We start from the raw sequence: 18,430 nt of genomic DNA, 5'->3' as shown, positions 1-18,430 counted from the left end.
TCATTGAATTTTGTCACCCAGCAGTTGGGAAAGATGATCTAATTCCTCAATGGACAGCTCATCGTATGTGAAATCTGTTGGGCTTTGCTCGACTGACTCTTTCGATATGCAATGCGTAATGATTTCGACGATCTTTTCTCGGTAAGCATCCACGAGGCTCTGAATGGTTCCTTCTTCAAACTCTTCACGATGATACGTAAAAGTAAGGGTCAGCTTGTGATTCACCACCATTCCATTTACATCAAGCGCAAAGGATCGAATGGAGGTGGGACTGATTTCTCGGCCCGGAGAAAGGGAGGAAGTCGTCATGCTCCCTGATTCTAAATCTGTATCGAACTGTCCCAAGTAGTTGAAACTGATCTCGGGCTTTATCTGGAACGTTAACGGAACATCGGTTTGTCTCGCAGTCACATACTGTAAAATGCTGTATCCAACACCTTTGTTCGGTACACGTCGCAAGCTGTCTTTCACCATTTTGATCTGGTAGCCAAGCGATTCCGATCGGCTCATATCAAGTACGAATGGATACTGGGCTGTAAACCATCCGACCGTGCGTGAAATATCCACGCCCTTCACGATCTCTTCTCTGCCATGTCCCTCCAGATTGACAAGCACATGTTCTAACCCCGCCCACTCTTTTACCGTCAAGCCCAACGCCGTAAGCAACAAATCGTTCACTTCCGTGTTATAAGCTTGGTGGCTCTGCTTCAGCAGCTTTTCTGTGTTGGCTTCATCAAGTTCGATGGTGACATCGGTTGTATCTTGCATCAGCGGTGCTTCAATCGTCTCCGCCTTTACCAGAGGAGAGAACGGCGTTTCCTCTACCTGCTTCCAATATCCGATTTCCTGTTGAATCTCGCTTCCCTGCGCATATTTTTGCAATTCTTCTGACCATGTTTGATAGGAATCGGTTTTCATAGGCAAAGCAGGCTCTTCTTGCTGCAGCAAGGAGTCATACAACGTATGGAAATCTTCTAGAAGAATCCGCCATGAGACACCATCGACTACGAGATGATGAATCACGATTAACAAGTGATCTCCTGCTTCTGTTCGGAAAAGGCCGAGATTTACCAACGCAGTATCCGACAAATGGATTCCTTCCTGTATGAGCTGCGCAGCCTGCTCCATATCCTCTACGGATTGAGCCGGGAACTCTCTGATCGAAATGGGAACCAGGCACTCGTCCAATTCCCGATGATCTTGGACAATGTCGGACTCATTCATTTGGAATTTCATTCGTAAAACATCGTGATGCTCAATCAGCTTCCTAAATGCTTGTTGAACCAGCTCTGGATCGAAGCCAGCTTCTCTGAACAAGATGACAGATTGATTGTAATGATGTGGGTTCTGATGCTTTTGTTCAAAGAAGTTCATCTGAATGGGTGTCAACGCTACTGCTCCCACAACAGGCCCCTGTTCAATCTGTCTGGTCAGCGTCTGGAGATATCTTGCCGCACTACGAATGCGTGGGTTTTGGAACAAGTCTCTCAAACGAAGCTCGTACCCATGACTCCTCAATCTCGCTATCATCTGAAGAGCTTTAATGGAGTCTCCCCCAAGCTCAAAGAAGTTGTGTGTCACACTCACTTGCGCAAGCCCCAGCACATCCTTCCAGATGGAGACCATGATTTGCTCCTGTTCATCTGACGGCTCGACGATGTGTTCCTCCACCAAGTTAGAGCGATCAGGAAGGGGAAGATTTTTCCGATCCACTTTTCCAACAGCCGTAATCGGCATAGCCTCTAGTCGAACAAAGAAAGACGGGATCATGTAATCTGGCAAATCTTTGGCGAGCAGATCCCTCCACTCGTCAGCCGCAAGCTCATGCTCTGTCACAATATACGCGCATAAGTACTTGCTTCCATTTTCTTCTTCTCTAGCAATAACGGTTGCTTCTTTTACCTGTTCTAGCGAAAGTAGCTTGCTTTCAATTTCTCCTGGCTCGATTCGATAACCCCTGATTTTGATCTGGAAGTCCTTTCTGCCCAGGAAGTGGATGTTTCCATCCGGTAAATAGACAGCCAAATCTCCTGTCTTATACATTTTTTCATAGCCGGGTTCCGCGTATGGATTATCGACAAAGCTCTGCCTCGTTAGCTGCTCGTTATGCAAATAACCTAATCCAAGCGGCATGCCTGAGATGAAGATTTCTCCAGGTACACCTATCGGCACTCGTTTTCCGTACGCATCGAGAAGAAGAATTCTCGTGTTGAAAATCGGTTTTCCAATCGGGATGCGATCTTCTTCTCCCGTAATTTGATAGGCAATGCATCCGATACTTGCTTCTGTCGGTCCATACAAATTCGTCGGGGATACATACTGGAATATTTTCAGGAATTTGGAAACTGCAGACGGAACGATTTCCTCCCCGCCGATAATGATCTTTTTGAGCGATTGTAATTTCCCCTGCAGTTCGAGATTTTCAGCTAACTGATTTACGATCACGTTAAAGACAGATGGCACGAAATCAGTTAAGGTAATCTGTTCGTCTTCAATGATTCCAGCCATGTAATCAGCCGAGACAGTCATCCCTGTAGTAGGCAAGACCGTTTTTCCACCATTGGTCAGAGGCCAGAAGAATTGCCAAATCGCACTATCATATACATGGTTGGTGGTCTGAAGCACAGATTGCGCTGCGTCTTGTCCAAAGTAATCATCCATCCAGAGAAAGCGGTTTACGATCCCTCTATGCGGTACAACGACTCCTTTTGGTTTGCCTGTTGAGCCAGAAGTAAAAATGACATAGATGGGGTCTTCCGACGATACGGACAGATTTGGATTTTCCACTTCCATTGTCAGCTGCCCCAGATCAATCGCGACCAATTTCGCTCCCAAATCCGTTTCCGTAAAGGAATTTCCGGATTCTACGAATACGAACTCGCTACCCAGCTCGGCAATAACAGACTGGAGTCGATCGACAGGCCACTGAATGTCCAGTGGTGAAAACGCTGCTCCTGTCTTCATTACACCCAATAACGATATGACCAATTCCAGACTTCTTTCCATAAGAACAGGTACATACTTGCCTTTTCCTATACCGCGTTTCAGCAGATCAGAAGCGACTGCGTTGGCTTTCTCGTTTAATTCTTGGTAAGTGATTGTCGAGCCTTGATAGGAAACAGCAGTTCGATTTGGATAAAGTCTGGCTGATTCCTCAATGGCAACATGTATCGGCTGTACTACAGGATACTCTCGCTTCGTATCATTGCTGAGCATCTCCAAAAACTGCACTTCTTCAGGAGACATGAGGTCAATCTCGCCCACAAGCATATCCATGTCAACAGATACCTGCCGAAGGACGTTGGTAAAATGCTTGATAAAACGCTCCATTGTCTCAGAATTAAAGAGACTGGTGCTATATTCGCACTCTACAAAAAAGCTTTCATTTCTCGTCTCGACATTCATCACGATGTCTAGCTTGGATATTTTCGTTTGGAATGGATAAAGACTTACCTCTACCCTGTTCCAGTCAAAGGCCGTATCTGACACATTGTCATAGGCGAACATGGTGTCAAACAACGGATTCCGGCTTGGGTCACGTCGCAGCTGAAGCTTTTCTACCAGGTCTTCCAATGGATAATCCTGATGTTCAAACGCCAGTAGTGACTTCTCACTAAGCTCTTGGACAAACTCGCGGAACGTTTTGGTGCCTGCTGGATAGTTTCGCAGAGCCAACGTATTCACAAACATTCCCACTACATTTTGAACATCAGTGTGGTTTCGTCCTGCGACTGGGATCCCTACGACAATGTCCTCTTGCCCGGTATATTTGGACAGCAAAACGTTGTACGCAGCCAATAGAATCGAAAAGACCGTTACGTTTGCTTCTCTCGCCAAGTCGTGCAATTTGCGGGATACATCCTCCTCGATCTCGCTTTCGACCGTACCCCCTTCAAAACTTTGAAACTGCGGTCGCTGATAGTCTGTAGGCAAATTCATGACAGGTAGTTCCCCGCTGAATTCATCTAACCAGAACTTCTCCTGCTTATGCGACTGTCCCGTCGTCTTGATCTGTTTCAACCAAGTAGCATAATCCTTGAACTGAATGTTGAGTGGTTCTGGATTTCGCCCGTTATACAATTGGTTTAACTCATCAATGACAATGCTCACCGATGTTCCATCTGCTATGATGTGGTGCATGTCAATCAGGAGTAAATGCTTGTCCTCCACCAGTTTTACCAGCTTGACGCGCAATAACGGAGCCTGGCTCAGTTCGAATGGTTGAATGAACGTCCGTATGAGATTTTCTATACTTTCCGGACTGTCCTCTACTTTCGCATGATCGATGGCAAAACGGACAGAGTCATGGACAAATTGTTTAGGCTCACCATTTACGTAGCCGAAGGACGTACGAAACGCCTCATGCCTTTGGATAAGGGACTGGAATGCTTTTTCCAATGCCGCAGAATCTAGCTGCCCGGAAAGAATCAGAGCGCCTGCCATGTTATAGGCGACACTCGTTTCATCGAGTGATTGAACAGTAAAAATCCTTTTTTGCGAAGGAGACAGCTCATAATGCTCTTGTTTTCCAACCGCCTGAATCAAAGGCTTTTCGGCCTGTGTCGCATCAGAAATGACGTGGGCAAAGCTTCTGACGGTAGGATTTTGGAAAACGGCTCGCAGCGGAATTTCTACCTGCCATTCCTTGTTCACTTTGGCAAGAAGAATCGCAGCATGCAGAGAATGTCCACCGATTTCAAAGAATCGATCCAAAACGCCGACTCGTTCGATACGCAAGACATCTTGCCATATTCCTGCAAGTTTTCTTTCATTTTCTGTCGCAGGCGCTACGTATTCCTCGGATACCAGCTTAGACAGATCAGGTTCAGGCAGAGTATTCCGATCGATTTTGCCGTTTGGCGTCACAGGCAACTCTGCCAATTGAATGATAAAGGTTGGAACCATGAATTCAGGCAGAGAATCGGCTAGAAACGCCTTGATTTCGGTTGCACTTACTTCCTCATCCGTTGTGTAATAAGCGCACAATACAACGGAGTCATCTCCTTTTGTCTTCGGGAGCACAATGGCATTGCGAACCTTCTCATGTCGTAACAGTTGATTTTCTACTTCGCCCAGCTCTACACGGTATCCACGAATCTTCAATTGGTAGTCTGAACGACCAACAAACTCCATATTTCCATCTGCCATCCAGCGAACAATATCGCCGGTCTTATACATGGTCTCACCAGGACGGAAAGGGTTTTGGATGAAGCGCTCACGGGTTAATTCCTCTCGGTTCAGATACCCCCGAGCAACACCTGCTCCCCCGATATATAGTTCACCGTACACGCCCACCGGCAGTGGCCGCAATTGGGAATCCAACACATAAAATTCTGTGTTTTGCAGCGGTTTTCCGATCGGAACATTTCCGGTTGTCATTTCGGTATCGCCAGCTATTTCGAAGTAGCTGGAATCAATAGCAGCCTCAGTGACTCCATAGCTATTGATGATTTTAATCTGCCCGAAACGCTCGACCAAGCGGACAAACGCTTCGCTTTGGCATGTATCCGAACCAAGAATCAGCAGTTTCAGATGATGGAGCGGCAATCCATTTTGATAAATGTACTCCATAAAAGGAAGAACAAGAGCAGGTGTCGATTCAAACAAAGAAATTTCATACCGGGTCAACCACTGATAAAGGGCCGGAAGATCAATCCTTACATCACTCGGGCATATCACCAAATGTCCACCATGCAGCAAGGACCTGCATAAATCACCTGCAAACACGTCAAAGGAGAAACTTGCCATCTGCAAGAGATTGACATTGATATGTTCAAGGTCGTACTCATACCGCCATGTATTCGCTACACTCACCAGATTGCGATGCTCGATCATGACTCCCTTGGGTTTGCCAGTTGTGCCCGATGTATAAATGATATAAGCAAGATCTGTCGGTCCGGACACGGCTACGAGTTTGGACGAATCCTCGCTGTAACTGGTATCTGCATCCAGATCGATAATGGAGCCGCTGAAGTCTATGCCGTCCTGGCCATTTTGATTGACCAGCATGACCTTTGCCTGACTGTCTTCCAGCATGAACGAAATGCGGTCCTTCGGATACTGGGGATCAATCGGTACATATGCTCCACCCGCCTTCATAACTGCCAGAACAGCCACGACCATGTTAATCGAGCGTTCTGCCAAAATGGCAACCGCGCTGTTTGGTATTACACCCTGATCACGAAGAACCCGGGCCAGACGGTTTGCTTTCGCATTGAGTTCCTGATAGCTGATCTGCTCTTCCCCGTATGAGACTGCGACTTGCTCTGCATGGCGGTTTGCTTCTGCTTCAAACCATTCAGAGAACGTTGGATAGAGAGGAGCTGGTATTTGCTTCCGCGCTTGATTAAAGTCGGCGACAACCTGCTTGACGTCTTCGCTGGACAGGTACTCCAAATCAGCCAGGCACATCTCATTCGATTGAAGAATGGAGTGAAGAATCATGGTAAAGTGATTTGCCATCCGCTCAACAGTATCGCGTTTAAACAGATGAGTGCTGTAATCAAATTGGCAAGTGAGCGTCGTCCCGTCATCATGCACATCAAGACTGAGATCAAATAGGGACACACCTTTTGGATATTCATACGTAGTGACTTTGAAATCATCTGAGGCCACATCGTCAAAGGATTCATAATGGTAATCAAACATGGTATCGAATATAGGATTCCGGCTTAAATCTTTGTTGAGCTGAAGAGAATCAACCAGTTTTTCAAACGGGTACTCCTGGTTCTCAAATGCAAGGATGGCTTGATTTTTCACTTCTTTCAAGAAATCCTTAAAGGTCTTGCTCCCTGTTGGATAGTTACGGATAGCCAATGTATTTACAAACATGCCGACCATTCGTTCCAAATCAGGGTGTTGTCTTCCCGCCACAGCAGAACCGACAATCAGCTCCTCCTGCCCCGTGTATCGGTAAAGAAGTACATTGTAGGCAGCAAGCAATACCATGTACAAGGTCGTGTCAGTTTCCCTGGCAATTTGGAGTAACTGCTTCCTGACTTCCTCTCCGATCCCCATCGTCAAGCGGTCACCTTCAAAGGATTGAACCGGTGGTCTTTGATAATCAATGGGAAGCTTCAATACCAGAAGTTCACCTTGACCAAATTGCGTGAGCCAGTACTCCTTTTGAGCGAGAAGCTGTTCTGACTGCTCCCTCTCTTGCTCCCATGCCACAAAGTCTTTATACGTCACGCCGAGCTCTGGCAGTGATTCTCCTCTATACGCATGAAGCAGCTCCCGGATAAACAAAGAGACCGAATAGCCGTCCGAAATAATGTGATGCATATCCACAGCCACAATGAAGCGCTTGGCTGAGACTTGGAAAATTTTCGCCCGAATAAGCGGTGCTTTGCTGAGATCAAACGGCTGGATAAAGGTGCGAATCGCCTCATTTACATCCTCTTCGGCCAGTTGCTCGACCTCAATATCCAATGGCAGATCGTCATGTAATACTTGCACGACTTCATTATCCCTGATGACAAAGTTGGTCCTGAAAGACTCGTGCCTTTGTACAACCTGTTGCAAAGCTTGAATCAGACGATCAAGTTCCAGTTCCCCATCCAATTGTAAGTAACCAGACAGGTTATAGGCGGTTCCTCCATCCAAACCTTGGAGGATATACATTCTTTTCTGCGCGGAAGAAGACATATAGTATGGCTGCATCTCGCATGTGCGAATGGGAGCAAAAGCTTCATGTTTTGACGAGTCTACATATTTGGCTAATTCACGTATCGTCTGCGATTGAAAAATTTGATGCAAAGGAATTTGTACATGGCATTCCTTGTAGATTCGGCTGAGCATGACAGTCGCTTGTAAGGAGTTCCCGCCTTGTTCGAAAAAATTGTCATCCAGATACATCGGGGAGCTTCCCAAAACTTCCTGCCAAATGACTCTGATTCGCTCTTCAGTCGCCGTTCCAGCCGGCTCTACTTCTCTTACTCCTTTGCTTGATTGCCCTGCAAGCTGATCAGATGAATGGATGATATGGATTTCCCCTTTTCCTAGGGGAACAGCAGATTTCGTTGTTCGCTGCCAATGAGACGGGACTGCATGTTCGAATCCCCCATCATCCAGATACACCTGTCCGATCGCACCCATAGGGGCCACTTGCTGATACTGATCCAATACATAGAGGGAAGCTCGTCCTACTCGATCATCTGGGACATCCTGCAATAGTTCTTTCCATTCCTCTGCATATTTGCCCAGGTTGCCAATGGATTCGCGAATCATTCTTTCACTTTCATCGGGCTGCAAAAGGGACAGTGCACTGATTGTTTCCTGATCGTCTTCTGCAATGCGATGCACAAGATTGGCAAAGTACACACCCCACTGGCGAAGAATCTCCGAGGTTACTACCCCGCTTCGTGCATCCACATCAACAACAAGCTCTCCGCCCACTTCTGTAACGTTTATAAAGAGATCGTACTTGCTGTAAATGATCCGATTCGGCAGCAGCGCAGCTTTCATTTGAGCGAAAGTCAGGTTGTGAAGCGGCCGATCCATATTGAACAACACAGAAAGCTCCGGCAAGTTCTGATGCGGCAGATTCTCAGCTAATGCTGCAAATGAGTAGGCTTGATGCTTTTCCATCTCAGCAACCGCCTGTTTCACCCGGGACAAATAATCCGCTGCCGTATCATTGCCGTCAATCTCGGTGCAAACAGGCAACAGATTGACGCAGTTTCCGATCAAAGACATTTTGCCGATATGGGATTGGCCCGCAGTAGGAATCGCAACAACCATTTTTCTATTTCCGAGAAGGCGGTGAAGAAACAGATTAAAAGAAGCCAGTAAGGTAATAAACAGACTGTTCTTGTTTTGAATGCTTCTTTTTCTTGCCTTCCTCGTGATGCTGCTGTCGATCTTGAAGGTAATTCGCTCGCCTGTAAAAGATGGTTTTCCCGTTTCTCGCTTTTCTAAAGGAAAAACGAGCTTGGGTATTGGATCTGAGAATTTTTCGTTCCAGTACGTGAGCGCTTCTTGAAACTCTGGTTTCTGCACCTGTGCTTCTTGCCAGGTTTGGTAGGCAGAAAATGGTGTAGAAGGCTCTAGCGACACTGGTCGTTTCTGTGTAAGGGCTGTGTAGATATCATCCAGCTCTTTTATGAAAACAGCCATGGACCAACCATCTGCAATCATGTGATGGAAGGTATAGGAGGTTAGGAATTTGGCGGAAGCCAGCTTGATGACACTTACCCGATACAGCGGTTCCTCAGAAGACAGCTCAAATGGTGTGCCTGTTTGTTCATCCAATAGCTGATTCCTTTTTTCTTCCTGTTCCTCGAATGAAAGGTGGCTCAAATCCACGACTCGAACTCGTATGTCCCGCTTGGGCAATACCTCCTGATACTCTCCGTTTGAGTCAATGATGGTTCGCAATGCTTCATGACGATCCACCATGATTTGGACAGCCTGCTCAAACACAGGGATATCAAGCTCACCCTCCACCTGAAGGGAGATGTTCTCGTTAAAAGCTGCGGATGCTTCCACGCGAGATTTGACTGCAAACCACATCTGTTTCTGTTCAGGGCTAAGGGGAAGCCTCAGTTGTTCCCCCACACTTCCCACCAGGTTTGGCTCGTGCTTTTGCCCATCCTGTCTCGTAAAGTTTGTCATTTCAATAACCTGATTTTGTTTCCGTCTTCCATTCGGAGAAGTAGGGGGTGGCTCCGGCAAAAAACCTCCACGTCTCAGATCATCGATGCTTTCCTTCACCGCAAGGATTATTCTCTCCATATCCTCGTTGGAATGAGCCGTAGAAAGGAAGCAATTTCTGCCCTCCCATATATAAATGCCCTTGCTAATCAGGTGATAGAAGAACAATTCTATATCAGTAAACGATACGAAGCGGAACAAGGAACCGCAATTGATCATCTGGATTGGAATCTGCTCGTCCTTAAAATACGCGTTAAGCGTTTCTACCAAGTAGAGGGTCTTTTGAGTCAACGCTTCCTGAAGCTTCGGCCCCTGTTCCTTCAAATATTCCAGAGTAGTGATCGCAGCATGCATCGTCAGTGGGTGTGTGCAAAACGTTCCGCCCACAAACGTCTTTTTCTCGGAATGTAACGGATAGGAATCATCTCCAAAATTCCAGGTTCCCCCATCCACCGCATCCATGAATGCAGCTTTACCAGCAACAACACCGATTGGCATGCCACCACCCGGAACTTTCCCATACGTAACGAGGTCTGCTTCTATTCCATACCACGCCTGTGCGCCACCAAGATGTATACGGAATCCTGTAATGATTTCGTCAAAGATAAGGGCAGTGCCTGATTGGCTTGTAATCTCTCTGACTTCCTTCAAGAATTCCACTGGTTGCAGATCTGGACGTCGGCTTTGAACAGGCTCGACCAGCACTGCGGCCAGTTCATGTGCATGTTTTTTGATCAGCTCGATTGATTTTGGATGGTTGTAGTTTAAGACAAGGACGTCATCCACCGTATGCTGGGTAATACCTGGAGCCATCGGTATGGCCTTCCCGTCCTGGGACTCAGGATCAGCGACAGTCAGAATCCCGTCAAAGGTACCGTGATAGGAGCCGGAAAATAATGCGATCTTCGTACGGCCTGTGACAGCTCTAGCCAGGCGCAGCGCCACCATAACTGCCTCTGTCCCCGAATTGTAAAAGGCAACACGCTCCACTCCGGTTAGCTCGCTGATTAATTCTGCTACTCTTCCAGCTGCATCTGACATAGGTCCGAGCGGAGGCAGATCAGATTGAACCTTCTCCTCTAGCTTTTTCATGATAAATGCGGGATTATGACCGAGCAGGTTTACACCGAAACCCATCGTCAGATCGATATATTCATTCCCATCCATATCCCACATTTTCGAACCAGCTGAAGATTGCGTAATGATCGGATAAACCATTTCCTTCCAATAAGAACGGAATCCAGACACATTGCGATTGTTCGCATGAACCAATCGGTGCTCTTGCGTATACTTCTTGGAGCGTTTTGTCTTTTCCGTATAGCTTTGAATGAATCTGTTTAGATACTCTCTTTGTGCAGGTGTAAAATTGCCTGATTCACCGATCATTAGTGGTTGATAAGGTATAAATGGCTTCTGGCGTTCCTCTTCATTCACCTTGACGGGTGGTTTTGCTTCGGGTTTCCGGCTCTCGGGAGCAACAGACACAGATGCAGCGTGTTGTTCAGGTACATAGCTTTGTTCAGGTACATCGTTCTGTTCTTGATTCAACAGTTCTAATTGCTTTTGTAACAGCGTGGCCATTTGATTTTGGTGTTCAGCTAAGAGCGAAATCTGCTTTTCAATAATGTTTTCAACCGCCCCTGCACTTCTCGGGATTGGCATTTTTGTTGTATGTTCTCTCGATTCTGATTGTTGAACATTCTGAACAACCTTATGTTCTACAACTACGTTTTCTCTCGGTTGCTCGGTTGCCATCCATTCCATTTGCGTGGCAGAAGCTACAGCTGGGCTACTGGATAGTTCCAGAGCGATGTGGGCCGCTAGCTTATCAATGCTGGTAATGGTTTCGAACAACTCTTGGGTCGGAATAACCACTCCAAACTTTTCCTGAATTTCACGATTGATTTGTACGAGCATAATAGAATCCAAGCCAAGCTCCAGAAAATGAAGGGATGGATCAATTTCTTCTACACCAAAACCTGAAGCATGATGAACCAACTCTTTCAGAACTTTTGTGATTGGCGCAGTCCCTATCTCTGACACAGTAGCACCTCTATTTCCGCGTGTAGTATTCATTTGTTCTGGAATGATGCTGCTCACATCATCTGTAATCCAAGAGCGATGCTGATCGAAAGGATAGACCGGCAATGGCATTTTTCTTCTCTTTTTGCCATCTCTGTAGAACTCATCCCACTCAACCGTAGCTCCCTGTACATACAAATCGCATAATGTCTTTGCATACGAATACTTCAACTCTGTACTCGCCTTGTGGTACTTTTCCTGCACATCCTGAGCGGAATGACTCAACAGATGAACTGTTTCTTCTGGAACGCGTTTCTTACCAGCTGCGTAGACGAAAACATCTCGATCATTTTCAAGCCGGACCGCCAATCGATCGAGCTTTTGTTCAAAATCATTGCGACTATGCAAAACGAGCGCAATACGATAGGGAAGCGATTCTCTCCCGGTATTTGCCGTATAGCACAAATCTGACAGAGAAATCGGTCCGCTCGAAGAAAGAAACTCACGGTACTTATGAATCAGTTGTTGAAGGGCCGATTCGGACATGGCCGACAAGGTAAACACTTGCACCTCGTCTGAGACTGTCATCTCTGTTTCATTAACCGACTCATACTCTTCCAAGATAACGTGGCTATTGGTCCCGCTAAACCCAAACGAGCTGACCCCGCATCTCCTCGGATGACCCTCTGCTTCCCATTTTTCCAGTCTGTTTTGCACATATACTGGCGACTTTTCAAATGCAAAATTTCGATTGGGCTTCTGGAAATGGACGAGGGCAGGCAGTTCTTTGTGCTTTAACTGCAAAGCAGCCTTTATCAAGCCAGCGATTCCCGCTGATTCATATAAATGTCCAATATTCGCTTTGACAGTGCCGATTCCACAAAACTGTTTCTTCTGTGTATATTGGCGAAAGGCTCTCTGAATTCCATCCAACTCAACAGGGTCCCCCAGTTTTGTTCCCGTTCCATGCGCCTCTATATAGCTAATTGTTTCAGGATCGACTTGCGCATCCTCCCAAGCGTCTACAATCAATTCTGCCTGCGCTTGTGAGTTCGGTGCGGTAATCCCGACTGTAACGCCGTCTTGGTTAACAGCGCTTCCCTTGATCACGGCATAGATGTGATCTCCGTCCCCGATGGCTTTTTCCAATGGTTTTAACAGAACAGAAGCTACGCCTTCGCCCCAACCCGTTCCATCAGATTGATCGTCAAACGCCCTTGAACGGTTGTCAGAGGATTCCATTCCGATTCCAGCTTTTTGTGCCAGCAGGATGGTTTTGACTCCACCAGCCAATGCCATCTCACAATCACCGTTTTGGATAGCCTTGCACGCCATATGAACCGCAACTAAGGAAGAAGAGCATGCTGTATCCACCGTGATCGCAGGGCCGCGCAAATCAAGCAAGTGCGAGATGCGGCTCGCAATAATAGAAGGAAGGTTACCTACTGCATAAGAGGGCAAATCCTTGGGACTTACTACAGACAAAAGGCGTTCGTAATCGTATCCCAACTTGGAGAAGCCGACATACACCCCTACTTTTTTCCCGGAAAGCTTGTTCCCGCCATAGCCTGCATCCTCTAGCGTATTCCAAGCATTTTGAAGAAACAGCCTTTGGTTGGGGTCCATCAGCTTCGCTTCTTTTGGGGCGATCGAGAAGAACGAATAGTCAAACTTGTCTATCTCATCTAAATATCCACCCTCTACGAGTGTAGGATTGCCCTGTTCTCCTCTTACCAGCGAGACATATTGTTCTGTGTCCTTTCGTCTCTGGCCATGAAGTTCATGAATACAATCCTTTCCTTCTCGGATGTTTTGCCAAAATTGATCGACATCCTGAGCCTGCGGGAACTTACAAGAAATTCCGATAATAGCGATATCTTTTTGTTTCTGTTGGCTAGCATCAGTCTGTTTTATGCGATCAGTCACTTGTTCGTCGTGGAAGAGACTGCGAGATAGCCTGGAGATCGTCGGATAGGCAAACAAATCGGTTACCGCCAACGTGATGCCCATCTCCTCTTCTATCCGCCCTGCTAACTGGGTCAGCTGCATAGAGGACGCGCCTACGTCAAAATAACTGTCGTTTGGTCCCAAGCTGTCCGACTGAAGCACCTCGCGGCAAATGGCAAGCATTTGTTTTTCTATTTCTTCGCGCATCTGAGGTGATTTATCGGTTCTTTCCTCGTTTACCTCTTCGTTGTTTCGTCGTTTCATTTCCTCGGAAACATCGTGAAATACTCCAGACTGATACTCCCTAGCCACCCTATATCGTTCCACTTTTCCACTCGTTGTTTTGGGGATGCGCTGAATCGGCAAGACCTCGCTTATTCTCCATCCTGTTCGCTCGTTCAAATGCTTTTTCACTTTCTTAGAAAGCGCAGCGAACTCGTCTACACTTTTCCGATGAAGGATAAACACAAGAATATCCTCTTCTTTGCTATCCTCGTTGAATACCCCGCAGGCAACGACCTTCCCAAGCTCGACTCCTTCAACTTCTTCAGCAATCCGCTCAATATCATGCGGATAAACGTTTTGACCATTCACGAAAATGATGTCCTTCGCACGCCCCGTAATGACAAGACGTTCCTTTCTCATAAAACCCAGATCCCCTGTTCTGAGCCATCCATCAGCCGTCATTACATTTGCAGTGGCAGTAGGGTTGTTGTAGTACCCACTAGTTACATTCTTCCCTCTAATGTGGATATGGCCAACAACACCCTCTGGCAGCTCTTGATCCTCGTCATCACATATTCTTACCTCGCAAAAATCAATTGGGTAACCCACTTCTACCAGTGAGAGAGCTTCTGGATTTGTTTGATCTGTCATCTTGATTGGCTTGCCTACCTGGATAAACCTTCGATCAAGAGAAATCGTTGTAAAATACTGGTTCTGATCAGGTATGGATACTCCCACAGAGGCTTCAGCCAATCCATAGCACGGGAGCATGCTCGTTTTCTTCAATCCATAAGGGCTCATCTGATCCAAAAACTGATGGATCAATTCGGAAGCAATTGGTTCTGCTCCATTTAATATCGTGCGAAGCGTAGACAAATCCCACTCTTCAGCCACTTCCGGTTTAAACCTAGCCAACACATATTTATATCCAAAGTTCGGAGAAGACGTAATCGTCGCCTTATGCTCACTTACTTTCTTCAGCCATAGCGTAGGCCGCCTGATGAACAGTGACGTATGAATAAAATAATGATGAACCCCTGCATACAGCGGTGATAAATGGAACCCGATCATCCCCATGTCATGCGTTAAGGGCATCCAGCTTAGGAATGAGTCAGACTCACCCGTTCCAAGTCTGTTATTAATCGCACGCACATTATGGACAAGGTTTTCGTGTGTCAGGGTAACGCCTTTCGGATCCCCTGTAGACCCAGATGAAAATTGAATAAAGGCCACATGATCAACAGAAGGATAATAAATGGTGCCCTTCTCTACATTTTTCCCGGTCTCATCAAGCAGGAAAGACCTCGATTTCAATGATTCCATTTCCGTCAGGTAGTTGTGTTTACCAAAGAAATCCTCCAGTCGTTTCCAGACGCTGTCCGTCGTAATCAGATACGGATTGATTAACGTCTTCCAAACCTTTAGCAGCTTAAGACGATGTTCTTCGTTATCCCCTACAGAGATAGGGACAGCGATAATTCCGCCAAGCAAGCATCCCCAAAAAAGGCAGACAAAAGTTCGGAGATTACTATCCTCAATTTGAAAAACGACTTCATCACCAGGCTTTATTCCATTTTTTTGGAGGACAAATAAATAACCGAGGGCTTCTTCATATAATTCCTTATAGGAAACAAACATCTCATTCTGGTCTCCCAAAATGAAGGTAACGCCTTTTTGGTCCTCGTTCTTCCACAATTCCAGCGCTTCTACTAATGTCTGAACAATATGCAAAGCGTTGTTCCTCCCTTGTTCCGTGTTTGATAGTTTTTAGCTCTTGCCTGGTGAGATACTCACCCCACGTGTATACAAGAGAAGTTATTTTCCCCAAGCCATGGACCCGTTGTACGAAGCGCCAGTCTCCCTATTCTTTTCCGGGCAGGACATAGGCTGGTACTCGGAATGACAAAACAGACTTTTCGCATTCTGAATATTAGGAACCTTTTCCCAGAAACTATATAGCCACTCCCGCGGAAGAAAAAGCACAGCCCATTCTTTTTCTTTCAGCAGATTGGAATGAAACGATCAGTTATAAGAGCTTTACTTTTATTACCTTCTGTTATAAATTTTTCAAGTAACGAGCAATAAAAAGCCATCACCTTTTTGAGATGGGTGTTTCTTTTCCTTTTTCCAGAATGATCGTATCGATCAATGATTTTTTGGGAAATGGCTGTTTCTTTTGTCTTTTCTAGGAGTGGAATAAGAGTGACGATTAGAGTAACGGTCACATTGCAGCGAGCATGGCAGGGGAAAATGGTCCTTGATTAGCAAATATTCACGTGGGCTAATATGATGATAAGTAATAAAAATATAGGTGAGTTGGGAATATTTTACTATCCCAAATATTAGAAGACAAGACTTTAATTATTAATTTTTGCAATTTATTTAAATAAATTTCATTACAATATTACTCTTTACTTATCTTGACACATAACAAAAAGGCTTTCACCCGCTCTTTGAAAAGAGAGGTGAAAAGCCTTTCATTCATATTCTATCACTCTACGGAGTACACCTTTCGGCTCGGCAGCTCCAAGCAATGCAGACGGCCGCCGTATACGGCACCTCCGTCAATGCCGATGATTTTATTATCACCGTAAAAGACATCGTGTTTGCCGTGCAAATAACTCGTTGGCGTGTGACCAAAAACAACGGTCTTCTCACCCTTATAGCCTTTATGGAACTCGTCACGTATCCACATCAGCATGTACGGGTCAGTCTCTGCAACCGGAGTCTCGGGATGTACACCCCCGTGAACAAAAATATAATCATTGGTTTCATAATAGCAGTCCAAGCCAGCCAAAAATTCCAGATGCTCTTTGACCGAAGAGGTGATTTCCAAGGTCTCAGGTGCACCAGACTCCGTATCTGCTGCGACATGACCATAGCTAGCCAACGTCTTTTGTGCGCCGTTTCGAAACCATCGCTCGATAAAGACAGGGTCTTGTTCGAACGATTTGACCATCATATGATCATGGTTGCCCATCAACACGATTGCTCCTTCTGCATGGAGCTGTTTCACCTTGTCGACGACCCCCTTCGACTCTGGTCCACGGTCTACATAATCGCCTAGCAGGATCAATTGATCGTTTTGTGGATCGTACTGAACTTGCTCCATCAACGATTCCAATTTCTCTAATTCCCCATGAATATCGCTGATTGCCAACAATCTTTTCATCCTACACCCTTCTTTCGCTCGTCTGCGGCTTCTCTTTCGTTACTGTTGTGTCTTCCTATTGTACGCCCCATTTCACCTGATTGCCAGCATGTCTGTCCCTCGAAAGCTTGCAAACGTAAAAAAAGCCCTGACCCCAAAATCATGGAAGGCCAAGACTATATTATGTCTCCGTGCTTATTTACTCGGCATCTCATTCCAGAACGTAATCTCTTCTACATCCAGGCGAGTAGTCGGATGACCGGGCTGTGCCGCTTTGCCGATTGCAATCAACATGACCGTTTCATATTGATCTGGGATTTGGAAAGCTTCCTTAAATTTCTCGCTGTTATAGCCTCCCATCGGCACCGTGTCGTACCCTCTTGCCTTGGCAACGAGCATCAATTGCATCGCGACGAGACCTCCGTCTACCAAAGCAATTTCCTTGATGATTGACCGATCCCGATTCTCATAACGTTTGTTGATGTTGTCGATGAACGCGGCTTTTACTTCCTCTGTCATGTAACCTGCTTCGACCGCTTTTTTGTAAATGCTCCCGGCTTGCTTGTAGCCCTCATAATCAGCCAAGACTGCAATAACCGCCGCAGCCTCTACCACCTGCTTTTGGTTAAATGCGATGGGGAGCAGTTTCTCTTTCAATGGCTGTTCATCAATAATCAAAAACCGCCACGGCTGGAGGTTGGAGCTGGAAGGTGCCAAGGTCGCTTCCTGCAACATTTCCTTCCATTCATCCCGCGAGATTTTTGCTGTTGGATCGTAATGACGTACGGAACGACGCTCGCGAATGACGTCCATAAAAGCCTTTTGATTGATGACTTTTTCCATGATTCCATCCTCCATAGGTAAGGTTGCTATCTCAGTAAGTTACTAACTTTATTACAAATCACTCGTGTTCAAACTGTATCACAAACTCCAATTCGCTGGCAATCTTTTCGTATGCAAAAAAACGCTTCGGCTAAACGGCTCACATCCTATCATGGATGCAAGCTCGTCACCAAAGCGTTACTCTGTTAAACCGGAGAAAAAGCGGATAGAACGGCTGGCTGTCTTACGGTGTCTCCATTCGGAAGCTCGACAACGAGGTAGCCACTTCCTTCGTCCTCACCTGCTTCCCATCTCAATGAAAAAGCTTTGCGGCTAAATGCTTCCTCTTCGTCCAAACACCCAAGCATCGTCTTCAATGTGTCTGACGTAATCGGCACAGGCACACTTGCGCCTTGCTCTTGTGGAAGCGAGAGCAGCTTCGGCGCCTCTTCGAAATATTGCACAGTATCAAGAAGCAGAGAAACTTGCTGCCAGCTTAGCGGTGAAACAAAGTCTTCAAACGCCATCTATTCATCATTCCTTTTTTTCTCGATGAACTCCATCGAACAGGCTAGCCTGGACATTAGACGTTTTCTGTTGTCCTGCTGT

4 protein-coding genes are annotated in these 18,430 nt (G+C 46.2%); all 4 read right to left on the bottom strand.

All coding sequences use genetic code 11. The features are described from left to right. Positions 1–15,579 carry a non-ribosomal peptide synthetase gene (locus tag C7R93_RS21160; RefSeq protein ID WP_106840669.1) on the bottom strand — a complete coding sequence of 5,193 codons (15,579 nt, stop codon included), beginning with the start codon at positions 15,577–15,579 and terminating at the stop codon, positions 1–3. A 760-nt stretch (positions 15,580–16,339) separates the two neighbouring features. Then, the gene (locus C7R93_RS21155) at positions 16,340–17,020 is read right to left on the bottom strand and encodes a metallophosphoesterase family protein (protein WP_106840668.1); all 681 of its coding nucleotides are present in this window, start codon (positions 17,018–17,020) and stop codon (positions 16,340–16,342) included. Between the two features lie 174 nt (positions 17,021–17,194). Next, the gene (locus C7R93_RS21150) at positions 17,195–17,842 is read right to left on the bottom strand and encodes a nitroreductase family protein (RefSeq protein WP_106840667.1); all 648 of its coding nucleotides are present in this window, start codon (positions 17,840–17,842) and stop codon (positions 17,195–17,197) included. A gap of 185 nt (positions 17,843–18,027) precedes the next feature. Further along, positions 18,028–18,348: a hypothetical protein gene (locus C7R93_RS21145; RefSeq protein ID WP_106840666.1), complete on the bottom strand. Its 321-nt coding sequence runs from the start codon at positions 18,346–18,348 to the stop codon at positions 18,028–18,030. Positions 18,349–18,430 lie beyond the last annotated feature (82 nt).

Source organism: Brevibacillus fortis, assembly GCF_003013395.1.
In the GTDB taxonomy this organism is placed as follows: domain Bacteria; phylum Bacillota; class Bacilli; order Brevibacillales; family Brevibacillaceae; genus Brevibacillus; species Brevibacillus fortis.
This window is presented reverse-complemented; position numbering and strand designations above follow the sequence as displayed.